This window comes from Modestobacter sp. SYSU DS0290 (assembly GCF_054050955.1).
Genome location: NZ_JBJHAI010000004.1, coordinates 91,062 through 116,561 on the forward strand (window position 1 = coordinate 91,062; position 25,500 = coordinate 116,561).

The 25,500-nt window shown below is 73.4% G+C and carries 26 protein-coding genes; 19 read left to right on the forward strand and 7 right to left on the reverse strand.

Features of this window, described 5'->3' with window-relative positions:
- Positions 1-5: 5 nt before the first annotated feature.
- Positions 6-428, reverse strand: coding sequence for a hypothetical protein (locus ACI795_RS05940; RefSeq protein ID WP_457074341.1), 423 nt, complete (start codon positions 426-428; stop codon positions 6-8).
- Between the two features lie 121 nt (positions 429-549).
- Here ACI795_RS05940 and ctaE point away from each other — a divergent pair, with 121 nt between their 5' ends.
- From ctaE to qcrB, 4 genes are read left to right on the forward strand one after another with little or no spacing between them, the layout of a single operon-like run.
- On the forward strand, positions 550-1,164 hold the full coding sequence (ctaE, locus tag ACI795_RS05945; RefSeq protein ID WP_457074342.1) for an aa3-type cytochrome oxidase subunit III: 615 nt from the start codon (positions 550-552) through the stop codon (positions 1,162-1,164).
- 7 nt (positions 1,165-1,171) lie between these two features.
- On the forward strand, positions 1,172-2,062 hold the full coding sequence (qcrC, locus tag ACI795_RS05950) for a cytochrome bc1 complex diheme cytochrome c subunit (protein ID WP_457074344.1): 891 nt from the start codon (positions 1,172-1,174) through the stop codon (positions 2,060-2,062).
- Positions 2,059-3,177, forward strand: coding sequence for a cytochrome bc1 complex Rieske iron-sulfur subunit (gene qcrA, locus ACI795_RS05955; RefSeq protein WP_457074345.1), 1,119 nt, complete (start codon positions 2,059-2,061; stop codon positions 3,175-3,177). The genes qcrC and qcrA overlap by 4 nt, the downstream gene beginning before the upstream one ends.
- Positions 3,177-4,856, forward strand: coding sequence for a cytochrome bc1 complex cytochrome b subunit (gene qcrB, locus ACI795_RS05960; RefSeq protein WP_457074347.1), 1,680 nt, complete (start codon positions 3,177-3,179; stop codon positions 4,854-4,856). Before qcrA ends, qcrB begins: the two co-directional genes overlap by 1 nt.
- A gap of 1,095 nt (positions 4,857-5,951) precedes the next feature.
- Here qcrB and ACI795_RS05965 read toward each other — a convergent pair.
- Together ACI795_RS05965 and ctaC are read right to left on the reverse strand one after the other, a co-directional pair.
- Positions 5,952-6,353 (reverse strand): cytochrome c oxidase subunit 4, encoded by a 402-nt coding sequence (locus tag ACI795_RS05965; RefSeq protein WP_457074348.1) that lies wholly within the window; start codon positions 6,351-6,353, stop codon positions 5,952-5,954.
- 33 nt (positions 6,354-6,386) lie between these two features.
- Positions 6,387-7,190, reverse strand: a complete 804-nt coding sequence (gene ctaC / locus ACI795_RS05970; RefSeq protein ID WP_457074349.1) for an aa3-type cytochrome oxidase subunit II — start codon at positions 7,188-7,190, stop codon at positions 6,387-6,389.
- Between the two features lie 263 nt (positions 7,191-7,453).
- Here ctaC and ACI795_RS05975 point away from each other — a divergent pair, with 263 nt between their 5' ends.
- The 3 genes from ACI795_RS05975 to asnB are packed head-to-tail and all read left to right on the forward strand — an operon-like array spanning position 7,454 to position 10,165.
- Positions 7,454-7,819 carry a metalloprotease gene (locus ACI795_RS05975; RefSeq protein ID WP_457074350.1) on the forward strand — a complete coding sequence of 122 codons (366 nt, stop codon included), beginning with the start codon at positions 7,454-7,456 and terminating at the stop codon, positions 7,817-7,819.
- A gap of 58 nt (positions 7,820-7,877) precedes the next feature.
- Complete coding sequence (locus ACI795_RS05980; RefSeq protein ID WP_457074352.1) at positions 7,878-8,183, forward strand: DUF3817 domain-containing protein; 306 nt, start codon at positions 7,878-7,880, stop codon at positions 8,181-8,183.
- A gap of 47 nt (positions 8,184-8,230) precedes the next feature.
- On the forward strand, positions 8,231-10,165 hold the full coding sequence (asnB, locus tag ACI795_RS05985; protein WP_457074355.1) for an asparagine synthase (glutamine-hydrolyzing): 1,935 nt from the start codon (positions 8,231-8,233) through the stop codon (positions 10,163-10,165).
- 292 nt (positions 10,166-10,457) lie between these two features.
- On the opposite strand, the gene ACI795_RS05990 is transcribed toward asnB, so the two are convergent.
- Positions 10,458-10,814: a HesB/IscA family protein gene (locus ACI795_RS05990; protein ID WP_457074357.1), complete on the reverse strand. Its 357-nt coding sequence runs from the start codon at positions 10,812-10,814 to the stop codon at positions 10,458-10,460.
- Between the two features lie 205 nt (positions 10,815-11,019).
- Here ACI795_RS05990 and ACI795_RS05995 point away from each other — a divergent pair, with 205 nt between their 5' ends.
- Entirely contained in the window at positions 11,020-11,634 is a 615-nt protein-coding gene (locus tag ACI795_RS05995) for a DUF3043 domain-containing protein (protein WP_457074358.1), read from the forward strand.
- 102 nt (positions 11,635-11,736) lie between these two features.
- Positions 11,737-12,720 carry an aldo/keto reductase family protein gene (locus tag ACI795_RS06000; protein WP_457074360.1) on the forward strand — a complete coding sequence of 328 codons (984 nt, stop codon included), beginning with the start codon at positions 11,737-11,739 and terminating at the stop codon, positions 12,718-12,720.
- A 76-nt stretch (positions 12,721-12,796) separates the two neighbouring features.
- Here ACI795_RS06000 and ACI795_RS06005 read toward each other — a convergent pair whose 3' ends face one another.
- Positions 12,797-13,009: a hypothetical protein gene (locus tag ACI795_RS06005; protein WP_457074362.1), complete on the reverse strand. Its 213-nt coding sequence runs from the start codon at positions 13,007-13,009 to the stop codon at positions 12,797-12,799.
- A 136-nt stretch (positions 13,010-13,145) separates the two neighbouring features.
- Here ACI795_RS06005 and ACI795_RS06010 point away from each other — a divergent pair, with 136 nt between their 5' ends.
- The 5 genes from ACI795_RS06010 (at position 13,146) to ACI795_RS06030 (ending at position 17,181) form a co-directional block, all read left to right on the forward strand.
- Positions 13,146-13,589 (forward strand): phage holin family protein, encoded by a 444-nt coding sequence (locus tag ACI795_RS06010; RefSeq protein ID WP_457074364.1) that lies wholly within the window; start codon positions 13,146-13,148, stop codon positions 13,587-13,589.
- Complete coding sequence (locus ACI795_RS06015; RefSeq protein WP_457074365.1) at positions 13,586-14,137, forward strand: DUF3618 domain-containing protein; 552 nt, start codon at positions 13,586-13,588, stop codon at positions 14,135-14,137. Before ACI795_RS06010 ends, ACI795_RS06015 begins: the two co-directional genes overlap by 4 nt.
- Positions 14,134-14,406, forward strand: coding sequence for a DUF4235 domain-containing protein (locus ACI795_RS06020; protein ID WP_457074367.1), 273 nt, complete (start codon positions 14,134-14,136; stop codon positions 14,404-14,406). Before ACI795_RS06015 ends, ACI795_RS06020 begins: the two co-directional genes overlap by 4 nt.
- Positions 14,407-14,449: 43 nt before the next feature.
- Positions 14,450-15,604, forward strand: a complete 1,155-nt coding sequence (locus ACI795_RS06025) for a YihY/virulence factor BrkB family protein (protein WP_457074369.1) — start codon at positions 14,450-14,452, stop codon at positions 15,602-15,604.
- A gap of 62 nt (positions 15,605-15,666) precedes the next feature.
- Entirely contained in the window at positions 15,667-17,181 is a 1,515-nt protein-coding gene (locus tag ACI795_RS06030; protein WP_457074371.1) for a leucyl aminopeptidase, read from the forward strand.
- 49 nt (positions 17,182-17,230) lie between these two features.
- Here ACI795_RS06030 and ACI795_RS06035 read toward each other — a convergent pair whose 3' ends face one another.
- Positions 17,231-17,581 carry an oxidoreductase gene (locus ACI795_RS06035; RefSeq protein ID WP_457074372.1) on the reverse strand — a complete coding sequence of 117 codons (351 nt, stop codon included), beginning with the start codon at positions 17,579-17,581 and terminating at the stop codon, positions 17,231-17,233.
- A 158-nt stretch (positions 17,582-17,739) separates the two neighbouring features.
- On the opposite strand from ACI795_RS06035, the gene lpdA reads away from it, so the two are divergent.
- The 3 genes from lpdA (at position 17,740) to ACI795_RS06050 (ending at position 22,054) form a co-directional block, all read left to right on the forward strand.
- Positions 17,740-19,119, forward strand: a complete 1,380-nt coding sequence (gene lpdA, locus ACI795_RS06040; RefSeq protein WP_457074374.1) for a dihydrolipoyl dehydrogenase — start codon at positions 17,740-17,742, stop codon at positions 19,117-19,119.
- A gap of 84 nt (positions 19,120-19,203) precedes the next feature.
- Positions 19,204-21,051: a 2-oxoglutarate dehydrogenase, E2 component, dihydrolipoamide succinyltransferase gene (sucB, locus tag ACI795_RS06045; protein ID WP_457074375.1), complete on the forward strand. Its 1,848-nt coding sequence runs from the start codon at positions 19,204-19,206 to the stop codon at positions 21,049-21,051.
- Between the two features lie 97 nt (positions 21,052-21,148).
- Positions 21,149-22,054 carry a TIGR01777 family oxidoreductase gene (locus ACI795_RS06050; protein ID WP_457074378.1) on the forward strand — a complete coding sequence of 302 codons (906 nt, stop codon included), beginning with the start codon at positions 21,149-21,151 and terminating at the stop codon, positions 22,052-22,054.
- 5 nt (positions 22,055-22,059) lie between these two features.
- Here ACI795_RS06050 and ACI795_RS06055 read toward each other — a convergent pair whose 3' ends face one another.
- Positions 22,060-23,820, reverse strand: coding sequence for a protein kinase domain-containing protein (locus ACI795_RS06055; protein ID WP_457074380.1), 1,761 nt, complete (start codon positions 23,818-23,820; stop codon positions 22,060-22,062).
- A gap of 192 nt (positions 23,821-24,012) precedes the next feature.
- On the opposite strand from ACI795_RS06055, the gene ACI795_RS06060 reads away from it, so the two are divergent.
- Entirely contained in the window at positions 24,013-24,858 is an 846-nt protein-coding gene (locus ACI795_RS06060) for an SDR family NAD(P)-dependent oxidoreductase (RefSeq protein WP_457074381.1), read from the forward strand.
- Positions 24,855-25,496, forward strand: a complete 642-nt coding sequence (lipB, locus tag ACI795_RS06065) for a lipoyl(octanoyl) transferase LipB (RefSeq protein WP_457074382.1) — start codon at positions 24,855-24,857, stop codon at positions 25,494-25,496. The genes ACI795_RS06060 and lipB overlap by 4 nt, the downstream gene beginning before the upstream one ends.
- Positions 25,497-25,500 lie beyond the last annotated feature (4 nt).

The window sequence follows — 25,500 nt, forward strand, 5'->3', positions numbered from 1 at the left end:
GCCGCTCAGCGCCGCACGACGGGCCGCGAGGCGGCCCGTTCGCGCAACAACCCGGCGACGGTCTCCGGGGCGACCAGCGGGTCGACCGGGAAGGCCAGCGTCGCGTCGGCCTGCGACCAGTGCGCCAGCCAGCGGTCGGCCTGGCGGGCGATGAGCACCACCATCGCCGGGCAGTCGGCCACCTCGGCGCGCAGCTGCCGGCTGATCCCCATCCCGCCGGTGGGCTGGGCCTCACCGTCCAGGACGCACAGGTCGACCCCGCCGGCGTCGACGGCGGCGACGACCTCGTCGCCCGTGACGCACTCGAGGTATCGCAGGGGCCCGACGTCCGGGGCGGGGAACGCGCCCAGCGCGGTCCGGACGGCGGCGCGGACCTCGGCCCGCTGGCTGAAGACCAGCACGGTGGCCGGTGCGGCGTCGACGCTCACCCGGCGCAGCTTAGTGGCTCGCCCCGGCGTGTCGGAGGGCGCACCGCGCGCTCACCGCGAGACACGCCACGCGCAGCCACCCCGCGTCGTGGGGAGGCCGTCCCGATGCCATGATGACCCCGTGACAACGGCCCCCGTGGCGAGCAGCACCTTCGACACCTCGCGGGTGCACTCCCTGACCCGACCGAACATGGTCAGCGTCGGCACGATCGTCTGGCTCGCCAGTGAGCTGATGTTCTTCGCCGGCCTGTTCGCCATGTACTTCACCGCGCGCGCCCGGGCGACAGACGGCTGGCCACCGGAGCCGACCGAGCTGAACCTGCCCTACGCGACGTTCTTCACCGTGATCCTGGTGGCCTCCTCGGTCACCTGCCAGCTCGGTGTCTTCGCCGCCGAGCGCGGGAACGTCTACGGGCTGCGTCGCTGGTTCGCCATCACCTTCCTCATGGGCGCGGTGTTCGTCCTGGCCCAGATGAACGAGTACCGGGTGCTGGTCGCCGAGCACGGCACGACGATCGCCTCGTCGAGCTACGGCTCGGTCTTCTACCTGACGACCGGCTTCCACGCCCTGCACGTCATCGGTGGCCTGGTGGCCTTCGTCTACGTGCTCATCCGGTCCACCATGGGCCGCTTCACGCCAGCGCAGGCGACCTCCGCGATCGTGGTCTCCTACTACTGGCACTTCGTCGACGTCGTGTGGGTCGGGCTCTTCGCCACGATCTACCTGATCCGCTAGGGAACCGGTGACCACCACGAACCCCTCGTCCGAGGCCCCCGCCGAGAGCGGCCGTCGGAGCGTGCGCGCCCGGTTCGGCCGGCGTCCGGTGGCCGGCACGCCCGCCGCGGCCGCCCTGTCCCGGCGGCGGTCCAAGCAGCGCCGCCGGCTGGCCAACGTGGCCGGTCTGATGGCCGCCCTGGTGCTCACCGGGGTCGGCTACTCGGCCCTCGCCCCGGGCGCCAGCGCCGCCGACGACGCGACCGGCAACCCGTCCAACGCCGTGGAGGCCGGCCGGGAGCTGTACACCCGCAGCTGCATCACCTGCCACGGGTCCAACCTGCAGGGCGTGCAGGACCGCGGGCCGTCGCTCGTCGGCGTCGGAGAGGCTGCCGTGTACTTCCAGGTGCACACCGGCCGCATGCCGCTGGTGCGCCAGGAGGCCCAGGCACCCGAGCGCCCGCCGGTCTTCTCCGAGGAGGAGATCGACCAGCTGATGGCCTACATCCAGGCCAACGGCGGCGGCCCGACCCTGCCCTCGGGCGACCTGCGTTCGGGCGACCTGGCCGCCGGCGGTGAGCTCTTCCGGCTCAACTGCGCCCAGTGCCACAACTTCACCGGCCAGGGCGGTGCGCTCTCGTCCGGCAAGCGGGCCCCCTCCCTGGAGGAGGCCAACGACCTCACGATCTACGCCGCGATGCTCTCCGGCCCGGAGAACATGCCCGTCTTCGGGGACAACCAGCTCACCCCGGAGGAGAAGCGGTCGATCATCAACTACGTGCAGACCGTGCAGGCGCAGGCCGACCCCGGCGGTGCCGGCGTCGGACGCGTCGGGCCGGTGGCCGAGGGACTCGTCATCTGGGTCGCCGGCATCGGCGCACTGCTGTTCGGGATCTTCTGGATGGGAACGAAGGCGTGAGCACCCCCCACACCGGCCCCGGCTCCGCCGGCGGCGACGACACCGCCGGCCCGACGCACGGCGGACCGGACGACGAGTACAGCCCCGAGCAGCTCGCCGCGATGGACCGCACCGAGCTGGACCGGCTCGGTGCCCGCTACGACGGCGTCGAGGTGCTGCACGTCGAGCCGGCCGCGGAGCCCGGCTCCGCGCTGGAGAAGCGCGCCACCCGGCAGGTCACCTTCTGGTTCGCGCTGGCCGCCGTCGCTGCCGTCGCGTTCCTGGTCATCTACGCCGGCTCCGGCTGGTTCCTCCCGGACTGGGAGTGGCAGGTCGGCGGCAGCACCTGGAGCGCGCTGTTCACCCCGATGCTGGGCGTCACGATGGGCATCTCGCTGACGGCGATCGGCGTCGGCCTGGTGCTCTACGTCAAGAAGCTGCTGCCGCACGAGACGGCTGTCCAGGACAAGCACGACGGGTCACACTTCGACCGGGTCACCACCGGCGCGACGCTGCTCAGCGGCCTGGACAAGTCCGGCCTGCCCCGCCGGAAGCTGCTGGCGACCACGATCGGGGTCATGGGTGCCGCGGCGGGTGTCATGATCATCGCCCCGCTGGGCGGCCTGATCCGCAACCCGAACACCGGCAACCCGCTGGGCACGACCCCGTGGGCCAACGGCGTCCGGCTGCTGCGCGCCGACGGCACCCCGGTCCGGCCGGCCGACCAGCAGGTCGGCTCACTCGAGACGGTGTTCCCGGCCGTCCCCGGTGGCAACTTCCACGCCGACGCGTCGGCCTCCGTGATGCTCATCCGGCTCCGCCCGGAGCAGCTGGCGAGCAGCCAGCCCCCGGAGGGGCAGGAGGACTTCGGGTACGGGGACTACCTGGCCTACTCGAAGATCTGCACCCACGCCGGCTGCCCGGTCTCGCTCTACGAGCAGGAGACCGGCCGGATCCTCTGCCCGTGCCACCAGTCGCAGTTCCAGGTGACCCAGGGCGCCAAGCCGGTGTTCGGCCCGGCCACGCGCTCGCTCCCCCAGCTGCCGATCGCCGTGGATGATGAGGGTTACTTCGTCGCCCTCGGGGACTTCCCCGAGCCGGTCGGCCCCTCGTTCTGGAACCTTGGGAGGCTCTGATGGCCACCACCACGCCGAGTACGGCGCGACCCACCACCAGGATCGGGGCGGCCGCCTACGAGGTCGATGACCGGCTCATCGTGGCCGGGCCCGTCCGCCGGACCCTGAACAAGGTCTTCCCCGACCACTGGTCGTTCCTGCTGGGGGAGATCGCGCTCTACGCGTTCGTCATCCTCCTGCTGTCGGGCACGTACCTCACGTTCTTCTACGACCCGTCCCTGACCGAGGTCGTCTACGACGGGTCGTACGCGCCGATGCGGGGCATCGACGTCTCGCGGGCCTACGAGTCGACGCTGAACATCTCCTTCGACGTCCGCGGCGGGCTCGTCATCCGGCAGATCCACCACTGGGCGGCCCTGCTGTTCGTGGCGGCGATCGTCGTCCACCTGTTCCGCATCTTCTTCACCGGCGCGTTCCGCCGGCCGCGGGAGACGAACTGGTTCATCGGGGTCGCGCTGCTGGTGCTGGCCCTGGTCGAGGGCTTCGCCGGCTACTCGCTCCCCGACGACCTGCTCTCCGGTACCGGCCTGCGGATCGCCTCGGCGGTGATCATCTCCATCCCGGTGATCGGCACCTGGCTGTTCTTCACGGTCTTCGGTGGTGACTTCCCCGGCGAGCTGATCATCGGGCGGCTCTACATCCTGCACGTGCTGATCGTGCCCGCGATCCTGCTGGCGCTCATCGCGCTGCACCTGCTCATCCTGGTCAAGCAGAAGCACACCCAGTTCCCGGGCGCCGGCCGGACCGAGCACAACGTGGTCGGCAACCGGCTCTTCCCGACGTTCGCCGGCAAGGCGACCGCGCTGTTCTTCATCGTGTTCGGTGTCTGCGCCGCCCTCGGTGGCCTGGTGCAGATCAACCCGATCTGGTTGCTGGGTCCCTACAACCCGGCGCAGGTGTCCGCGGGCTCGCAGCCCGACTGGTACATCGGGTTCCTCGACGGCGCGGCGCGGCTCTTCCCGCCGTGGGAGCTCGTGCTCTGGGGCTACCACGTCCCGGCGCTGTTCTGGGCCACCGCGGTGATCCCGGGTCTGATGTTCGGCGTGCTGGCGCTCTACCCGATCATCGAGCGCAAGATCACCGGCGACACGGCCAGCCACCACCTGCTCCAGCGTCCCCGCGACGTGCCGGTGCGCACCTCGCTGGGTGCCATGGCCATCTCGTTCTACGTCGTGCTGTGGATCTCCGGCGGCAACGACGTCATCGCCGACAAGTTCGACATCAGCCTGAACGCGATGACCTGGTTCGGTCGGATCGGCATGCTGGTGATCCCGCCGGCGGTGTACTGGCTCACCTACCGGATCTGCCTGGGTCTCGAGCGGCACGACCGCGAGGTGCTCGAGCACGGCATCGAGACCGGCGTCATCCGGCGCCTGCCCAACGGTGAGTTCATCGAGGTGCACCAGCCGCTGGGTCCGGTCGACGAGCACGGCCACGGAGTGCTCGCCTACGGCGGCGCCTCGGTGCCGAAGAAGATGAACCAGGTGGGCGGCGCACGTCGTGCCATCCGGGGCTTCTTCAAGCCCGTCGAGGAGCCGGCCGCGGTGCAGGCCGAGGCCGAGCGCGAGTCGCGTGGCCTGGAGTCCTCGCAGGCCAACCGCGAGCTGACGGGCTCCGGTCGCCCCTCCGAGGGTGGCCGTCCCGCCGAGGGTGGTCGCCCCCAGGACCCGCGCGACTGACCCACTCGCACCACCAGCAGGGCCCCCGGCGGATCATCCGCCGGGGGCCCTGCTGCTCTCCCGTCCGTCTGTGGGCATCCCACTCCCCCAGCCTCGGGCCCGAACGCCTGGAACCGGGACCGTCAGGGCCGCGCACCGAGACCGCAGTAGCCGCGTGGCGCCCGGGTGCCCGCCGGCGGCGCACCGCGCTCTCCCCACTCGAGGCCCGGGCCGAGGTGCGCGACGCCGTGGAGTGCCGGGCAGGACACCGTCCACCTACGCCGGACAGCCGGCGCCGGGCCGGTCGTGACCGAGCCGGTCAGCTCGCTGCCGGTGCAAGTCGTGGCGACGTCGGTCGTCCTCCGTCACGTCGAGCAGGCCGGCAGCCGGGTGGCCGGCGCCCGGCTGACCGACCCCGACCCGGCGGCGCCCACCCGCGCCCACCGAGCATCCCCCACGCCCCTCCCCCGCCTCCAGCCGCCCGAGGTAGGCCTGAGCCGCGTCAGCACGCGGCTGAGGCAGCGCCTGCGCGGCTCACCCCCTGCCCCGTGGCGGGCGACGGGTCACCCGAGCGTCGGACCGGCTCAGCGCCGGCGGGGCACCTGCAGCGCCCCCGGCAGCACCGCCATCTGGCACGGGATCCCCGCGCATCCGCGACCGACCGCGCCAGCCCGTGCCGCGGGCGACGTCGCCAGCGCGCGCCTGCACCGCAGCTGGCCCGTCGGCCACCGCGCGCTCGAGCGATGCCTGGGGCCGGGCCGCCCCCTTGCCCAGCGGACGACGACCGGCGTGCGCCGCCCGGGCACCGACCACGAGGCACCGACCACCGGGCACCGACCACTGGGCACCGACCACTGGGCACCGACCACCGGGCCCCGTCACGGACACGCCAGCGACCCGCCCCACCCGCTGGACAGGCCGCGGACGGCACCGCGGCGGACAGGCACTGTGCCCCGGATGCGTGGCGACCCCGATGTCCGCCCCGTGGAGACGACCGGTCCCCGCCGGCCTCCGCGCAGCCGTGCGCGGGCGCCCGCCGGGTGCCCTGTCCCCACAGACGCCACCGGGGCCCCTCCCGACGTGGGAGGGGCCCCGGTGGACGAGGTGGAGCGCGGTTCAGCTGTGCGCGTTCTGCCCGACGTAGTACTCGAAGAGCAGCCCGCCCACGGTGATCAGGAGTGCAACTCCGGCGATGAGGACCAGCCAGGGGTACCAGAACGCCAGCGCGATCCCCATCAGGGCGGCGGAGAGCGCCAGCCCGAAGGGCCAGTAGCTCGCCGGGCTGAAGAAGCCCAGCTCACCGGCGCCGTCGGCGATCTCGGCGTCCTTGCGGTCCTCCGGCCGGGCGTCGATCCGCCGGCTGACGAACCAGAAGAAGCCGCCGATCAGCGCGGTCAGCCCACCGGAGAGTGCCAGCGCCGTGGTGCCGATGGGCTCCCGGGACCAGACGCCGTAGACGACCGCGGCGACGAGGCAGAAGACCGTGATCAAGTTGAAGATGAGCGCTTCGACCTTCACGGCCGGTCCTCCTGGTGCTGCGGGGTGGAAGGGTCAGTCATCTGCGGCGGCCGAGGCCTGTTCGCGGGCGCCCGCGAACGGGCTGGTCGAGGTGGCGTAGCCGGGCTCGCCGATGCTCTCCAGGGCGTCGTGGGTCGACTGGCCGGCCACACGCGCGCTGATGTAGTCGTCGAAGTCGTCGCCGCTCACCGCACGCAGCTCGAAGTTCATGAACGCGTGGTACGTGCCACACAGCTCAGCGCAGCGGCCGACGAAGGCACCCTCCTCGCGGACGGTGACCTCGAAGACGTTGTCGCGGCCGTTCTCGTTGCCGGGGATGACGTCCAGCTTGAACAGGAAGTCCGGGATCCAGAACGAGTGGATGACGTCGGCGGAGGCGAGCTCGAACCGGACCGTCTGGTCGACCGGGACGACGAGGATCGGGATCTCGTCGGTGCTGCCCACCGTCGACACCGGCTCGCCGCCGTTCTCGTCGGTGGTCTCCGGGTAGACGAACTGCCAGTTCCACTTGAAGGCGTTCACCGCGACGGTCACGTCGGGGTCTTCGCTGCGCTGCATGACCCGGTTCTGCGTGTTCACCGTGAAGAAGAACAGCACGGAGACGATCACGAACGGGATGATCGTGTAGACGACCTCGAGCGGCAGGTTGTACGCCGTCTGCTTCGGCAGGTCATCGCCGCGCTTCCGGTACCGGATCGCGGCGTAGGCGATGAGCACCCAGACGGCGACGCCCACCACGAGGGCGGCGATCGTGGAGCCGATCCAGAGCGCGTGCATCTGCTCGGCCTCGTCGGTGATGCCCTCAGGCCATCCCCAGCTCCAGAAGCTGCGGTCCACCGAGCACCCTCCTCATCTCCCCCGTGGCGGCACCACGAGGTCTTCCCGGTGGTGGTCCACCGGCACCCATCGACAGGCGCCGCTCACCCCCACCACAGTCTTCCGGAGACTATCCGACCCCGCCTGCCGTGCCCGGGGCGGGCGGACCCGCCCGGCGGGTCGCCGCGGCGCCACTGGCTCCACTGCTGCCCCGCAGGCACCCCACACCTCGCGGCCGGGGCGGACGGCACCGGCAGCCGGGCCCCGCCGGTTACAGTCGGGGCGTGTACCGACGCCTGCTGACCTGGCGGTGGGTGCTCATGCACCTGCTGGTCCTGGCGCTGTTCGTGGCCACCTTCTTCCTGGGCTCCTGGCAGCTGTCCAAGGCCGAGGCGGGTGGCGGCGCCGTCAACTGGAGCTACGCGCTGCAGTGGCCGCTGTACGGCTTCATGGGCCTGGGCTTCTACCTGCGCATGGTCCGGGACGAGTACCGCCGCGACCCCGACGACGGCGAGCCGGGCAACGCCGTCGTCCTCTACCAGCGCCCCCGGATCGACACGACGGGAGACCCCGAGCTGGCCGCCTACAACGCCTACCTCGCCGAGCTCAACGCCAAGGCGCTGGGACAGCGGGTGAACGGTGGCCGCTGACACCAGGACGCACAGCTCGCGACTCCCCCACGCGCTCGCCCGCCGGGTCGGGCGGGACGTGCCGCAGGCACTCACGCGCTACCGGGTGATGGCCTGGGTCGTCGGCGTCCTGCTCATCGCGCTGGTCCTGGTCGCCGTCCCGTTGAAGTACCTGGCCGACCTCGACGGGCCGGTCGCGGTGATCGGGACGGCGCACGGCTGGCTGTACGCCATCTTCTTCGTGACCGCCTGCGACCTCGCTCTGCGGGCGCGGTGGTCGCTCAAGGGCTCGGTGCTCGTGCTGCTCGCAGGCACGGTCCCGGTCCTGTCGTTCGTGGCCGAGCGGTTCGCGACGCGGAAGACCCGCGCCGGCGAACGCGTCTGACCGGCCGCCCTCCCCCTACTCTCCCCCACCCCAGGAGCCCTCCCCGCATGTGCGGCCTGCTCGCCTACCTGTCCACCGACGCCGACCGGGTCGGGGAGGGCACCGTCGAGCAGGTGCGGCACGCGCTGCGCTGCCTGCGCCACCGCGGTCCCGACGACCGTGAGGTCTGGGCCGACCCGCACGCGGTGCTGGGCTTCAACCGGTTGGCGTTCATCGACATCGAGGGCAGCCCCCAGCCGATGCCCTACGCCGAGGGCCGGTACCGGATCGTCTTCAACGGCGAGATCTACAACTACCTGGAGCTCCGCGAGGAGCTGAGGGCCGCCGGTGCGACCTTCGCCACCGAGGGCGACACCGAGGCGATCGTCGCCGGCTACCACCTGTGGGGCGAGGCCGTCGTCCCACGGCTGCGCGGCATGTTCGCCTTCGTCATCTGGGACACCGAGACCGGGACCGCCTTCGGCGCCCGGGACGCGTTCGGCATCAAGCCGCTGTTCACCGCGCGCCTGGCCGACGGCGGGCTGGTCTTCAGCTCGGAGAAGAAGGCGCTGCTGGAGCTGCTCGGCGGCACCCCGGGCGCCGGCGGCATCGACCCGGCGTCCCTGCAGCACTACCTGACGCTGCAGTACGTGCCAGAGCCCGCCACCCTGCACCGCGGCATCCGCCGGATCGAGAGCGGCAGCAGCTTCACCGTCGTCGACGGCGAGCTGCACACGAAGCGCTGGTTCCACCCGACGTTCCGCCCCACGCCGGTCACCCCCGGCTCGGAGCAGGCGCTGTTCGACCGGATCGCCGAGGTGCTCGAGGACTCGGTGGCCAAGCACATGCGGGCCGACGTCACCGTCGGCTCGTTCCTGTCCAGTGGGATCGACTCGACCGCGGTCGCCGCGCTGGCCCACAAGTACAACCAGGACCTGGTCACCTTCACCGTGGGCTTCCAGCGAGAGGCGACGTCGGAGGTGGAGATCGCCGCGGAGTCCGCGGCCATCCTGGGCGTGCGGCACGTACCGGTCGAGGTGACGGCGCAGGAGTTCGCCGACGCCATCCCCGCCGTCGTCTGGTACCTCGACGACCCGGTGGCCGACCCGGCGCTCGTGCCGCTGTACTTCGTGGCCCGCGAGGCCCGCAAGCACGTCAAGGTGGTGCTCTCCGGCGAGGGCGCCGACGAGCTGTTCGGCGGCTACACGATCTACCGCGAGCCGTTGAGCCTGGCCTGGGCGGGCAAGCTGCCGCCGGCCGGACGGCGGGCCCTCGGGGCGCTGTCGCGGCTGGTCCCCGAGGGGGTCCGCGGGCAGGACCTGCTGCGGCGTGCCTCCATCCCGCTCGAGGAGCGGTACTACGGCAACGCCCGCAACCTGAACGCTGAGGAGCTCGCCCAGCTGCTCCCCGGCCGCGACCCGGACCTCTCGCACGTCCAGGTCACCGAGGAGCTCTACCGGCGCACCCGCGAGGCCGGCTACGACGACGTGACCGCCATGCAGTACGTCGACCTCTTCACCTGGCTGCGCGGCGACATCCTGGTCAAGGCCGACAAGATGACCATGGCCAACTCGCTCGAGCTCCGGGTCCCGTTCCTGGACCCGGAGGTCTTCGCCCTGGCCAGCACGCTTCCCCTGGAGATGCGCGTCCCCCGCCGCGGCGACGCGACCAAGTACGCGCTGCGCCAGGCGATGGCGCAGATCGTGCCGCCGCGGATCATGAACCGGCGCAAGCTCGGCTTCCCGGTGCCGACCGGGGAGTTCCTCGCCGGTCCGCTGCACGAGTGGGCCCGCGGCCTCGTGACCGAGAGCCAGACCGACGAGTGGCTCGACCGCGACCACGTGCTCACCCTGCTCGACCGGCTGCGCCAGGGGGAGACGCCCAGCAAGCGGGTCGCCCGGCAGGTGTGGGAGGTGCTGGTCTTCATGATCTGGCACGGGATCTTCGTCGAGCAGCGGATCACCCCGCAGATCCCGGAGCCGGTCTACCCGGTCCGGCTGTGACGCGACGCACGGCGCGGCTGGCCGTCAGCGGGCTGGCCGCTGCTGCCCTGCTGGCCGGCTGCTCCGCCGGTGACGATGCGTCGCCCGCGCCCAGCAGCCCGCCCGGCACGTCGGCGCCGGCGAGCCCGCGGACCCCGCCACCGATCGCACCGTCCGCCCCCGGGACGGTCAGCCCGTCGGTGCCCGCGCCCACCTCCGGTCTCCCGGTCCCGATCCCGTCCGCCCCCCAGAACTGACCGAGGCCCGGCTCCCCTGGAGGGGAGCCGGGCCTCGGTGCCGGTTCAGGCGGCGATCAGTGGAACGAGTCGCCACAGGCGCAGGAACCGCCCGCGTTGGGGTTGTCGATGGTGAAGCCCTGCTTCTCGATGGTGTCGACGAAGTCGATCGTCGCGCCGCTGAGGTAGGGGATGCTCATCCGGTCGACGATGACCTCGGTGCCACCGAACTCGAAGGTCTGGTCGCCGTCGAGGAAGCGCTCGTCGAAGAACAGCTGGTACCGCAGACCCGAGCAGCCACCGGGCTGCACCGCGATCCGCAGCCGCAGGTCGTCGCGACCCTCCTGCTCCAGCAGCGCCTTCACCTTCGACGCGGCGGGGTCGCTGAGGATGACGCCGGTGGCGTCGGGGGCCTGCGTGTCCTGCACGGTCATGTCGTGGTCCTCCCACACTCGAGGGTGTCCTGTTCGCCCGCCCACCGGGGACGGCCCGACAGGACGGCCAACACCGCCGTGGCGGAGCTGCTTCCCACTGTACGGCGGTCCGGCGGCCGAGGGGGAGGCCCCGACCGGGTGGGGCGCGGCACGGCGCCGGCGGAACGGGCCTGTGCGGGGCCTCGGCCACGTAGACTCCCCTGCCGTGAAGCTCCGCCTGCCCGGCCGCCGCGCCGACTCCGCGACGACCCCGGACACCCAGTCCGACCTGACCGCACAGCTGGCCGGGAGCACCGCGGTGGGCAAGGGCCGCCCCACCCCCAAGCGCAGCGAGGCCCAGGGCCGCCGCTCCGGGCCGGTGCCCCCACCGCCGACCAACCGCAAGGAGGCCTACCGGCGCTCCCGGGAGCAGCAGGCGGCCAACCGCGGCACCACCCGCGCGGCGGCCCTGCGCGGTGACGACAGCGCGCTCCCGGCCCGCGACCGCGGCCCGGTCCGCCGGCTCGTCCGCGACGTCGTCGACGCCCGGCGCAACGCCGGCAGCTTCTTCCTCGTCGTGGCCGCACTGGTGCTGGTCGGCTACTTCATCCCGAACCCGGCCGTGCAGAGCTACACGGTGTTCGTCTGGTTCGCGTTCTTCCTCGTGATCATCGTCGACTCGGTGTTCCTGGGACGCCGCATCAAGAAGGTCGTCGACGACCGGTACCCCGACCACACCGAGCGGATGCGCGGCCTGGTCTGGTACGGCATCAGCCGCGCGACCATGATCCGCCGGTGGCGCTTCCCGAAGCCGCAGGTCGCGCTCGGCGCCGAGGTCTGAAGAAGTCGAGGGACCCCCTCGCCCCCCACCGCTCGCAGGCTCGCGGCGGGCCCTGCGAGGGGGCCGCGGCCGGTCATTACCCGGCCTAAGTACCGTCGGGTCGTGCAGACACGACGCCTGGGCCGTTCCGGCCTGAACATCTCCGAGATCGCCTACGGCAACTGGCTGACCCACGGCAGCCAGGTCGAGGAGGACGCCGCGCACGCCTGCGTGCACGCGGCCCTCGACGCCGGGATCACCACGTTCGACACCGCCGACGTCTACGCCGGCACGAAGGCCGAGTCGGTCCTCGGCCGGGCGCTCGCCGGCCAGCGCCGGGAGGGTCTGGAGGTCTTCACCAAGGTCTACTGGCCCACCGGCCCGGGCGCCAACGACCGCGGCCTGTCCCGCAAGCACATCACCGAGAGCTGCCACGCCTCGCTCAAGCGCCTGCAGACCGACTACGTCGACCTCTACCAGGCCCACCGGTACGACCCCTCGGTGCCGCTGGAGGAGACGATGACCGCCTTCGCCGACCTGGTGCGGCAGGGGAAGGTCCTCTACCTCGGGGTCTCGGAGTGGCGGGCCGAGGAGATCGCCGCCGCGGCCGAACTGGCCCGCGAGCTCAAGGTGCCGCTGATCAGCAACCAGCCCCAGTACTCCATGCTGTGGCGGGTCATCGAGACCGAGGTGGTGCCCACCAGCGAGAAGGAGGGCCTCTCCCAGATCGTGTGGTCGCCGCTGGCCCAGGGGGTGCTCACCGGCAAGTACCTGCCCGGCCAGCAGCCGCCTGCCGACAGCCGTGGCGGCCACGCCACGGTCGGCGGGTCCATGAAGAGCTACCTGACCGACGACGTGCTGACCCGGGTGCAGCAGCTCCGCCCGATCGCCGACGAGCTCGGCCTGTCGATGGCCCAGCTGGCGGTCGCCTGGGTGCTGCAGAACCAGAACGTCGCCGCGGCGATCATCGGGGCCAGCCGCCCCGAGCAGGTGCACGACAACGTCAAGGCCGCCGGCGTCCAGCTACCGGCCGAGGTGCTGACCCGGATCGACGAGGTGCTCGGCGACGTCGTCGAGCGGGACCCGGCCAAGACCTCCCGCGGCTGAGCAAGGACCCCGTCCTCCTCACCCCTCGCGAGCTCGGGGCGAGCCTCTGGACGGGGCCTGACCTGGCGGCGGCCGATCAGGTCGCCGCCAGGCCCATCGGGCCGTAGACGCGTTCGCCGTCCTCCAGCAGCGTGACGGTGGCGACGCCGCGGTCGAGCAGGTCCCGCCAGGCCTCCCCGAGCCAGGACTCGGCGTCGCCCTGCGCCTCGAACTCGGGCACCTCCACACCGATCGCAGCAGGATCGGTGGGCGTCCCCGCGGGGTCCTCCAGCTGCCAGCTCCAGACCATGGGGCGAGGCTAGCGAGCAACGCACCCGCGCGCGCTCCGCCTGCGCTGGTGATCTTGGTTTACACGGTAAGGCGACGGGGGATGCAGAGGGCTGCCCTGCTCGTCGAGCACCGCTCCCCAGATCCGCGGAGGACCCATGTCCCAGCCCGTCCAGGGCGTCGGCGCCAGTCGGGTCGAGCTCCCACCCCCGGCCCCCGAGAACGCCTCCACCGGCCAGCTCATCGGTCAGCTGTCCGAGCAGCTCACCCGGCTCGTCCGGGACGAGATGCGCCTGGCCCAGGCCGAGGTCAGCACCAAGGCCAAGCGGTTCGGCCTGGGGGCCGGCCTCTTCGGCGGCGCCGGGCTGTTCGGCTTCCTCGGCCTGCAGGTCCTCGTGGCCGCCGCCGTGCTCGCCCTCGCCCTCGTCCTCCCGGGCTGGCTGGCCGCCGTCGTCGTCGCCGTCGTGCTCTTCCTGGTCGCCGGCGTCCTCGCGGTGATCGGCAAGAAGGACGTGCAGCAGGCCACTCCCCCCGTGCCCACCGAGGCCATCTCCAGCGTCAGGACCGACGTCGCCACCGTGAAGGAGAGTGCGTCCCGATGAGCGGACCCGACGACGAGCAGCCGAACGGCGGGGCGGGTCCCACCGACCCCGACGCGATCCGGGCCGACATCGAGCAGACGCGCGAGCAGCTGGGCAGGACGATCGACGAGCTCAGCCACCGCCTCGACGTACCTGCCCGGGCGAGGCAGAGCGCCGACCAGGTCAGGACCTCGGCGGTGGAGAGCGCCAACCGCACGAAGGACACCGCGGTTGAGACCTACCGGGAGAACCCGCCGGCCGTCATCGGGGGCGGCGTCGCCGTCCTGACCGCGGCCGTCGGCGTGCTCGCCTGGCGACGGAAGCGCCGGGCGACTCGGGCGGCGCGCGCCGCGGCGAAGGAGGCCGGGCACCACCGGGCAGCGGCCCAACGGGCGGCACGGCGGGCCGCCGAGGAGCGATCGGCAGCGCGCGCCGCGGCCCGCGAGCGGGCTGCGGCCCGGCGGGAGGCGACCGCGCGGGCCCTCGCCGAGCGCAGGCGCACCACCCGGGAGCAGCGGGCCACCGCCCGTCGAGCCGCCGCCGCCCGGCTGACCACGAGCTCCCGGTGAGCCCCAGCCCTCGGGCCGTCTACCGCCCCATCGGCCTGCTGGGCGGAGTCCTGGCCGGTGCCGTCTCGGGCGCGGTGTTCAAGCAGATCTGGAAACGGGTCGCCGACGAGGACGACGCGCCCGGCGCGCTGCAGAGCGAGTACCGGATGCGCGAGGTCGTGCTCGCCGCCGCTGTCCAGGGCGCCCTGTTCGGCGCCACCAAGGCCGTGATCGACCGAGCCGGCGCCCGCGGGTTCACCAAGCTCACCGGCAGCTGGCCCGGCGACTGACCCGCCACGACCGACCACCACCCGAGACGAGGGGACCGCCCAGATGGTCGACGCCGGACGCCGGGAGAGCGCCGTCGAGCGCATCCGCGAACGGGTGCAGGAGAAGGCCGAACGGCGCGCTGCCGCCCGGGCCGCCGCCGAACGCGCCCAGGACGACCCCGCCACCGGCGCGTCCGCGGCCTCGGTCGTGGCCACCGAGCGACGGGAGGCCGCACGACCGGCGCCGGAGGTGCCCAGTCACCGGGAGATGCCGGGCGTGCACGCCGAGACCCCGCTGCAGATCCCGCCGCGGGGCTGGCTGCAGGTGGTCAAGCGCGCCTGGGCGGAGAACAACGCCGACAACATGCCGATCATCGCCGGCGGGGTGGCGTTCTTCGGCTTCCTGGCGATCTTCCCCACCCTGATCGCCACCGTCTCGATCTACGGCCTGGTCGCCGACGCCGACACGGTGGAACGGCAGATCGCCTCGCTGTCCGAGCAGCTGCCCGACGAGGCGGCGGAGCTCATCGGCGACCAGCTGCGGAACATCGTGGAGAACAGCGGTGGAGCGCTGACGGTCAGCCTGATCCTCTCCATCCTCGGCGCACTGTGGAGCTCGTCGGGCGGGACCAACAACCTGGTCAAGGCGGTCAACATCGCCTACGACGAGGTGGAGACCCGCAGCTTCGTCAAGCTCCGCGCCCTGGCCCTCCTGCTCACCCTGGGCGCGATCGTCTTCGTGCTGATCACGTTCTCCCTGGTCGCCGTCCTGCCGATCGTGCTGGACGCGCTGCCACTGGGCGGGTTCGGCAGCGTGCTCGCCCAGGTGGCCCGCTGGGTGCTGATCCTGGGGGTCATGGTGGGGTCGCTGGCGGTGCTCTACCGGGTCGCCCCGGACCGGGACGCCCCGCGGTTCGCGTGGGTCAGCCTGGGCTCGCTGCTGGTGACCCTCGTCTGGGCGCTGGTGAGCCTCGGGTTCAGCTTCTACGTGAACAACTTCGGCTCCTACGACAAGACCTACGGTGCGATCGCCGGCGTCATCGTGTTGATGCTGTGGCTGTACCTGACCTGCTACCTGGTGCTGCTGGGCGCGGAGATCAACGCCGAGACCGAGCACCAGACGACCGTGGACACCACCGAGGGCGACCCCCAGCCGATGGGCCAGCGGGACGCCGTCGTGGCCGACGAGGTGCCCGACCCACCGGTGCCGTCGAAGTAGCGCCCCCGACGGACGAGGGCGCCGATCGTGTGCCGTCCTCACGACCTCCCTAGGATCGGCCCGTGCCACCGACGATCTCCGCCACCGACCGCCCGCTCGAGAAGCTGACCGCCGACGCCGTCGTCGTCGGGGTCGGCGCGGGGCCCACGGGCCTGCTCACCACCCCTGGCGCCGAGGCGGTCGACCGCCTCCTCGGCGGGCGGCTGCTGGCCGCCCTGGCCGACCTCGGCGCCCGCGGCGCCGAGGACGAGGTGACCAAGCTGCCCACGTTCGGCCAGGCCCCCTTCCCGGTGGTCGCCGTCGCCGGGCTCGGTGCCCCGCAGGCCGACGGCGGTTACGCCCCGGAGGCCGTGCGCCGCGCCGCCGGCGCCGCCAGCCGCGCCCTGACCGGCCGCAGCTCCGTGGTCACCCTGCTGGCCGCGGTCGGCGGCACCCCGGACGCCGAGCGCCTGCACGCCGTGGGCGAGGGGTCGCTGCTGGGCGCCTACGAGTTCACCGCCTACAAGTCCGGGCTCGCCGACGACCGCCCCGCTCCGCCCGCGTCGTTCGAGCTGGTCGTCCCCGACACGGCGGCGGCCAAGGCGCCGCTGGCCCGGGTGCGGGCCGTCGCCCACGCGGTGACCCTGGTCCGCGACCTGGTCAACACCCCGCCGAACGACCTGTACCCGGCCGAGCTGGCCGCCCGCGGCGCCGCCGCCGGCAAGAAGGCCGGGCTCTCCGTCGAGGTGCTCGACGAGAAGGCGCTGGCCGACGGCGGCTACGGCGGCATCCTCGCCGTCGGCAGCGGCTCGGCGCGCGGCCCGCGGCTGCTGCGCCTGGTCTACAAGGGCAAGAAGGCGCGCACCAGCGTGGCGCTGGTCGGCAAGGGCATCACCTTCGACAGCGGCGGCATCTCGATCAAGCCCGCCGCGAAGATGGAGGACATGAAGAGCGACATGGCCGGGGCCGCGGCCGTGATCGCCACCGTCTGCCTCGTCGCCGAGCTGGGGCTGCCGGTCGACGTCACCGCCACCGTGCCGATCGCGGAGAACCTGCCCAGCGGCACCGCCTACCGCCCGGCCGACGTGGTCACCTTCCGCAACGGCACCAAGGCGGAGATCACCAACACCGACGCCGAGGGCCGGGTGGTGCTCGCCGACGCGATCTGCCGGGCCACCGAGGACTCCCCCGCGTACCTGCTGGAGACCTCCACGCTGACCGGCGCCCAGCTGGTCGCCCTGGGCACCCGCACCGCCGGTGTCATGGGCAGCGACGAGCTGCGCGACGCCGTCGTCGACGCCAGCACGCGCACCGGCGAGCCGATGTGGGCGATGCCGCTGCCGCCGGAGCTGCGTCGCGGGCTGGACTCCTCCGTCGCCGACCTGGTCAACGCCAACGCCGACCGGATGGGCGGCATGCTGGTGGGCGGCCACTTCCTGGCCGAGTTCGTGCCGGCCGGGCTGCCGTGGGCGCACATCGACATCGCCGGCCCCTCGTTCAACACCGGGGCGCCGTGGGGCTACACCCCCAAGGGCGGCACCGGCGTGCCGGTGCGCACCCTGCTGGCCACGATCGAGGACCTGATCGCCCAGCACTGACGACCCAGGGGCTGCCCTGCCGCGCGCGGTCGGCGCGGCAGGCCAGCCCCTACAGGCGGTTCTGCTTCTGGCGGGCGCTCCAGTCGCGCATCCGCTGGGGGTAGCCGGTGACCTGCGCGTCGTAGACGGGAACGGCCAGGTCGCGGGAGAGGCGGCGGGCCACGTCGGGACCGTCGATCCGCCGGCGGGTCCACTCGCCGTCCGCGGCGACGAGCAGGATCGTCGTCTCGGTGACCGCGGTCCGGGGCTCGACGTAGCCCTCGACACCCCGGCGGGTCGCAACGAACTGCTCGAGGTGGGCGAGGTCGCCGGACCCCGACGCCCGGTCCAGCGTGCCCCGGCGTCCGCCACCGGGACCCGCCGTCCCCCGCCGTCCGCGCAGCCGGTCGAACAATCCCATCGCCGCTCCCGTCGCTCACGACCGCGGTCTGCTCCGCGACGCTCCGGCGACAGCAACGGAGCATGCGGACGTGCCGTTCCCGGGAGTGGCAGGATGGGCAGGCGCAGGACCACCGCGCCCGGGTCAGGCACCGGGCCACCCAGCACTGAGGAGCACTTGTGAGCGCACCGACCACCCCCGCTGACCTGGTCATCCTCGGTGGTGGCTCCGGTGGCTACGCCGCTGCGCTGCGCGCCGCTGAACTCGGCCTGTCGGTCGTGCTCATCGAGAAGGACAAGGTCGGCGGCACCTGCCTGCACCGCGGCTGCATCCCGACCAAGGCGCTGCTGCACAGCGGCGAGATCGCCGACATGGCCCGCGAGGGCGAGCAGTTCGGCGTCAAGACCTCGCTGGCCGGCATCGACATGGACGGCGTGAACGCCTACAAGGACGGCGTGATCGGCAGGCTCTACAAGGGCCTGCAGGGCCTGATCAAGAGCCGCAAGATCACCTACGTCGAGGGCGAGGGCCGGCTGGTCTCCCCCACCGCCGTCCAGGTGAACGGCGAGACCTACGAGGGCCGCCACGTCCTGCTGGCCACCGGCTCCTACGCCCGCTCGCTGCCCGGCATCGAGGTCGACGGCACCAAGGTCATCACCAGCGACCACGCGCTGGCGCTGGACCGGGTGCCCGCCTCGGCGATCGTCCTGGGCGGCGGCGTCATCGGCTGCGAGTTCGCCAGCGCCTGGAAGTCCTTCGGGGTCGACGTCACCATCGTCGAGGGCCTCAAGCACCTCGTCCCGCTGGAGGACGAGTCCTCCTCCAAGCTCCTCGAGCGCGCCTTCCGCCGCCGCAAGATCGGCTTCGAGCTGGGCAACCGCGTCTCCACCGTGCAGACCACCGCCGACGGCGTGAAGGTCACCCTGGAGAACGGCAAGGAGCTCGAGGCCGAGCTGGTGCTCGTGGCCGTGGGCCGCGGGCCGGTCAGCCAGGGCCTGGGCTACGAGGAGGCCGGCCTGCAGATGGACCGCGGGTACGTGCTGGTCGACGAGTACTGCCAGACCAACGTCCCCACCATCTCTGCCGTCGGTGACCTGATCCCAACCCTGCAGCTGGCCCACGTCGGCTTCGGTGAGGGCATCCTCGTCGCCGAGCGGCTGGCCGGGCTCCCGGTCGTGCCGATCGACTACGCCGGCGTGCCGCGGGTGACCTACTCCGACCCCGAGGTCGCCTCGGTCGGCCTGACCGAGGCCCAGGCCAAGGAGAAGTACGGCGAGGTCGAGGTGCTCACCTACGACCTGGGCGGCAACGGCCGCAGCCAGATCCTGAAGACCGCCGGTGCGGTCAAGCTCGTCCGCGCCGCCGACGGCCCCGTCATCGGCGTCCACATGGTGGGCAGCCGGGTCGGCGAGCTCATCGCCGAGGCGCAGCTGATCTACAACTGGGAGGCCCTGCCCGACGAGGTCGCCCAGCTGATCCACCCGCACCCCACCCAGAGCGAGGCCCTGGGCGAGGCGCACCTGGCGCTGGCCGGCAAGCCGCTGCACGCGCACAGCTGATCGCCGTCGCAACGCTCGACCCGCACGCACCACCACCCGCTCCACCCAGCACCGCACACCACGACCTGAGGAGACCTGCCTTCGATGCCGACGTCCGTCACCATGCCCGCCCTGGGCGAGAGCGTCACCGAGGGCACGGTCACCCGCTGGCTGAAGCAGGAGGGTGAGCAGGTCGAGGTCGACGAGCCGCTCCTGGAGGTGTCCACCGACAAGGTGGACACCGAGATCCCGTCGCCGGCCGCCGGCGTGCTCACCAAGATCCTCGTCGGTGAGGACGAGACCGTCGACGTGGGCGCCGAGCTCGCGGTGATCGGTGGGGACGGCGACGGCGGTGCGCCCGCTCAGGAGGCCCCCGCCCAGGAGGCCCCCGCCCGGGAGGCACCCGCTCAGGAGGCACCCGCTCAGGAGGCCCCTGCGGAGGAGGCACCCGCTGAGCAGGCACCCGCGCAGGAGGCCCCGGCCGCGCCGGCGCCCGCGCAGTCCTCGGGAGGCTCCGGTGGCGGACAGGGCACCCCGGTGACCATGCCCGCGCTGGGCGAGAGCGTCACCGAGGGCACGGTCACCCGCTGGCTGAAGGCCGTCGGCGAGGAGGTCACCGCAGACGAGCCGCTGCTGGAGGTCTCCACCGACAAGGTCGACACGGAGATCCCCGCCCCTGTCTCCGGCACCCTGCTGTCGATCTCGGTCAACGAGGACGAGACGGTGGAGGTCGGCGCGGAGCTGGCGGTGATCGGCTCCTCCGACGGCGCCGCGGCCCCCACCCCCGAGCCGGAGCCGGCCCCGCAGCAGCCCGCCGAGCAGCCGGCCGCCGCGCAGCAGTCGGCGCCGCCCTCGCAGCAGCAGCCCACCCCCCAGCGGGCCGAGCCCTCCTCGGAGCAGCCGGGCGCCGACTACGGCTCCAGCGGCGCCCTGCCGACGAAGTCGCCGACCTCCCAGCCCTCCCCGGCCGAGGCGGTGGCGCCCGCGTCCCGCCCGGTCAGCGCCCCGGCCCCCTCCGGTGGCGGCGCCTACGTCACCCCGCTGGTGCGGCGCCTGGCGGCCGAGCACGGTGTCGACCTGGGCTCGGTCGAGGGCACCGGTGTCGGTGGCCGGATCCGCAAGCAGGACGTGCTCGCGGCGGCCGAGAAGGCGCAGCAGCCCGCTCCCGCGGCGGCTGCGCCGGCGGCGTCGCGGACCCCGTCCCCGGCGGCCAGCCCTGACCAGCACCTGCGCGGGCGCACCGAGAAGCTGTCCCGTCTGCGGACGGTCATCGCCAAGCGCATGCTCGAGTCGCTGCAGGTCAGTGCTCAGCTGACCACCGTGGTCGAGGCGGACATCACCAAGATCGCCCGGCTGCGCGACCAGGTGAAGGATGACTTCGCCGCCCGCGAGGGCGTGAAGCTGTCGTTCCTGCCGTTCTTCGCCAAGGCCGCCGTCGAGGCGCTCAAGGTGCACCCGGTGGTGAACTCCTCCATCGACATGGAGGCCGGCACGGTCACGTACCACGACGCCGAGAACCTGGGCATCGCGGTGGACACCGAGCGCGGTCTGCTGGTGCCGGTCGTCCACGGTGCCGGTGACCTGAACATCCCGGGCATCGCGCGCAAGATCGCCGACCTCGCCGAGCGGACCCGCACCAACAAGGTCACGCCGGACGAGCTGGGCGGCGGCACCTTCACGCTGACCAACACCGGCAGCCGCGGCGCGCTGTTCGACACCCCGATCATCAACCAGCCGCAGGTCGCGATCCTGGGGGTCGGCTCGGTGGTCAAGCGCCCGGTGGTCGTCACCGACCCCGAGCTCGGCGAGGTGGTGGCGGTCCGGTCGATGGTCTACCTGGCACTGAGCTACGACCACCGGATCGTCGACGGCGCCGACGCGGCCCGCTTCCTCAGCACCATGAAGGAGCGGCTGGAGGCCGGTCAGTTCGAGGGTGAGCTCGGCCTTGCCTGATCTCCCGGCCTGATCCATCCACGAAGGGCCCCGGCTGCAGCCGGGGCCCTTCGTCGTCCCGCCCGGTCACCACCCCACCACCAGGGAGCACCTCGCGATGAAGGTCGCCGTCACCGGCTCCTCCGGGCTCATCGGCACTGCCCTGGTGCCCGCGCTCCAGGCCGATGGCCACGAGGTGCTGCGACTGGTCCGCCGCACCCCGCGGACCGCTGACGAGCACCGCTGGGACCCCGACCACCGGCAGATCGACCCGTCGCTGCTCGCCGATGTCGACGCGGTGGTCAACCTGGCCGGCGTGGGGGTGGGCGACCGGCGGTGGAGCGAGGGCCACAAGCAGCGGGTGCTGCGCAGCCGGGTGGACAGCACCACGACGGTCAGCCAGGCGCTCGCCGACGCCGCCGCGGCCGAGCCCGACCGCCCACGGGTGCTGCTCTCCGGCTCCGCGGTGGGCTTCTACGGCGACACCGGTGACCGGGTGGTCGACGAATCGGCACCGGCCGGCACCGACTTCCTCGCCCGGGTCTGCGTGGCGTGGGAGGGGGCGACCGCCCCGGCTGCCGACGCCGGCGTCCGGGTGGCCACCCTGCGCACCGGGCTGGTGCTCGGCCGTGGCGGGCTGATGGGGCGCATGCTGCCGCTGTTCCGCGTCGGGCTGGGCGGTCGGCTCGGCTCGGGGCGCCAGTACCAGCCGTGGATCAGCCTGCGCGACGAGGTCGACGCCATCCGCTTCCTGCTCACCGCCGACGTCGCCGGCCCGGTGAACCTGACCGGGCCGGCGCCGGTCACCAACGCCGAGTTCACCGCGGCCCTGGGTCGCGCGGTCCACCGCCCCGCCGTGCTGCCGGTGCCCGGCCCCGCCCTCCACCTGGTGCTCGGGGAGTTCGCCGAGGTCGGCGTGCTGGCCGGCCAGCGCGCCGTCCCCGCCGCCCTGGCGGCCGCCGGGTTCCGGCACGCCCACACCGACGTGGACGCCGCGGTGCAGGCCGCGCTCGCCGAGGACTGACCGGATCACGTCAGCCGCTCGGCGTCGGCGATCCGCCAGCCCGCCCCGGTCAGCTCCAGCACCAGCCGCACCCGGGCCTCACCCCGGGGCGGGACCTCCCGCACCGGTGCGCCACCGGCCTCGGCCACCCCGTAACCGGGCAGGGTGTCGACGACCTCGAGCACGGCCCGCTCCTCCTCGACGGTGACCGACTCGACCGAGCGGACCTCCGGCGTGAACCCGGTGAACACCTGCCCGGCAGCCGCCAGCGCCTCGAGCTGGGCCAGGTCACGCCGGAACAGCGGGCTGCCGGCCACGTGGACACCGGCCACCGCGGCCGGGTCCGCCGCCGCGAAGCCGGCCGCTCGCTGCTCGTAGAGGCCGGTGAGCAGCGCCTGCCACTCCCCCGGGCCGGTGGGCACGCCGCCGGCGCCCGGGGCGCGCGCACCCGGGGGCGTCACGCCCTCGGACGGCGCAGTGTCGGACGGCGCAGTGTCGGACGGCGCAGTGTCGGACGGCGCAGTGTCGGACGGCGCAGTGTCGGACGGCGCGCTGTCCGCCGGGGCGCTGTCGGCCGGGGCGGCGGGCCGCGCCGGCGGGACGGTCGGCACCTCGGCGCCGTCGGCTGCCGGCACCGGGGCGGTCACTCCCGTGCCCCAGTGGGCGCCCACCCAGGCGGCCCCGCTGACGCCGACCACCACGGTGGCCAGGACGACCACCGGCACCAGCAACCGTCGCAGGCCCGGCCACGAGCGCGGAGGCCCGGGCAGCCGGTCGCCGCCGGGGGGCAGCGCGCGGGCGAGGCGCAGCGCCCCCGCCCGGACGCGAACCAGCCGGCCCGCGGGCTCCGGCGCGGCGTGCGCCGCCCGCGCCCGCCGTCCGGGCACCTGGTGGGTCAGCTCGGTGTGCGGGCCACGCCCGGTCACGGCCAGCTCGGAGTCGGGCACGCCGGCCAGCGGCAGCCGCACCGGCTCAGGTCGACAGGCGTGCCGCAGGTCCAGGGCGAAGGCCGCCGCCGTGCCCCGGGCGTGCGGGTCCGGGGACAGCCCGCGCAGGACCACGCGCACCAGCTCCGCCGGCGCCTCGGGCGCCAGCAGCGCCAGGTCGGGCAGCTCCCCCGCCGCAGCGACCGCGAGGGTCTGCGCCGGGCCGGCCGCGTTCCACGGGGCGACGCCGGTGAGCGCGTGGAAGGCCGCCGCAGCAGCACCGAAGACGTCCGACGCCGGGCCCGGGGCGCCACCGCGGGCCACGACGGGGTCGACGTAGGGCGGGGTGACCTCGGCCCGGGCGGTGTCGCCCACCAGGCGCGCGGTGCCCAGGTCGGTGAGCACCGGACGCCCCTCGGCGGTGAACAGCACGTTGCCGGGTGACAGGTCGCCGTGGACCACCCCGCGCTCGTGCGCCTGGGCGAGTGCGGCGGCGACCGGGGCGACCGTGGTGACCACCTCCCCCGGGCGGAGGCGACCGCGCCGGGCGAGCAGAGCGGCGAGGCTGCCACCGGCCAGCAGCTCGAGCACCAGGCTGACCTCCGCCGGCCCGCCGCGCACCTCACGGCGGACGACGCGGTGCAGCCGGACGAGGTGCGGGTGGTCCAGCTCGGCGAGCAGCCGCGCCTCCCGCTCCTGCCGTTCCGGGTCGCCGCGCAGCAGCACCTTGACCGCCACCGGGGCGCCGCCGCTCTGCGGGCGCGCCCGCCAGACCTGACCGGATCCTCCCCGGCCCAGCAGCTCCTCCAGCACGTAGCCGGGCACGACGGGGGCCGTGGCCGGTGGGGTGGGTGCAGGCACGGAGCGGACCGTAGGCCGATCGGGCACCGGCCCGCTGCCGCTGTCCACAGGCAGCGGCGTGCGAGGCGAGACGGAGCTCCGGTCGCTGCACGAGGACGGCCGCCCCGCGCCGATGCCATGCGCTCCGCCGGTCACTACGGCGGCGCCGTACGGCATCCTGATCCGGGGCGTCGGAGAGAGAAGGGAACGCCGATGCAGGTCGACGGATCGGTCATCGCCCTCACCGGGGCGACCAGCGGGATCGGGCTGGCCGCTGCCCGCCTCCTGATGCGGCGGGTCGGCGTGCTCGTGGTCCAGGGCCCGGAGCAGGAGGACGACGTCCGGGCGACCCTGGACTCCCTGCGCGCCGCGGGGCCCGCGGAGCTGCACTACGTCACGGGCGACTTCACCGAGCTGTCCACCGTGGCGGGCACGGCCGAGGCGATGGTGCGGGCCGCGGGTGGCGGCCTCGACGCCCTGGTCGACAACGCCGGTGTCCCGGGAGCGCCGGACCGGGTCCTCACCGCGGACGGCAACGAGCGCACCCTGCAGATCAACTACCTGGCGATGGTCCTGCTGACCCGCCGGGTCGCGCCGCACCTCCGACGTGGTGGGCGGGTGGTGACCGTCAGCTCGACGACGCACCGGATGGCGGACCTCGCGCTCACCGACCTCGACCTCGGCGAGGGGTACTCCGCGGTGCAGGCGTACGCGCAGTCGAAGCTGGCGATCGTGACCTGGTCGGCGACGCTGGCCCGTGCGCTGGAGCCGCAGGGGGTGGACGTGGTCAGCATCAGCCCGGGTGTGATCAGCACGGGGCTGCTGCATGCGATGTTCGGGGCCGGCGGCCGGGACGTGGAGCACGGCGGGAGGCGGATCGTCGAGGCCCTGGAGGCGGCGGTCCCGACCGGGTCGTACGTCGACGACGGACAGCTGGTCCCCGCCAGTGAGGAGGCCCGCGATCCGGACGTGCAACGCCGTCTGGCGCGGGAGACCGACCGCCGGCTGGGCAGCCTCACCCACGCGCGCGGACGGTCGGGCCTACGCTCGGGGTCGTGAGCGAGCTGCACGTCATCCGGGCGGGTCTGGTCCCCTACGAGCAGGCGTGGGCCTGGCAGCGGGAGCTGCACGAGCAGCGGGTGGCCGGCAGCGGGCCCGACACGATGCTGCTGCTGGAGCACCCGCCGGTCTACACCGCGGGCAAGCGCACGGAGCCGCACGAGCGTCCCTTCGACGGCACCCCTGTCGTCGACGTCGACCGCGGCGGCAAGATCACCTGGCACGGCCCCGGCCAGCTGGTCGGGTACCCGATCGTGCAGCTGCCCGAGCCGGTCGACGTGGTGGCGCACGTCCGGCGGCTGGAGCAGGCGCTGATGCGGGTCTGCACCGGACTGGGACTGGCCACCGAGCAGGTCGAGGGCCGCAGCGGGGTCTGGGTCCGCGCGGACGAGCGCGGCCCGGACCGGAAGATCGCAGCCATCGGCGTCCGGGTGGCCCGCGGCGTGACCATGCACGGCTTCGCGCTCAACTGCGACCCGGACATGTCCGCCTTCGCCAACATGATCCCCTGCGGGATCGCCGACGCCGGCGCCACCTCGCTCAGCACCGAGCTCGGCCGCGACGTCCCGGTCACCGAGGTGCTGGACGCGGTCGAGCAGGCGGTGCGCGAGGTCCTCACCGCCGCCGTCCCCGCCTGATGGC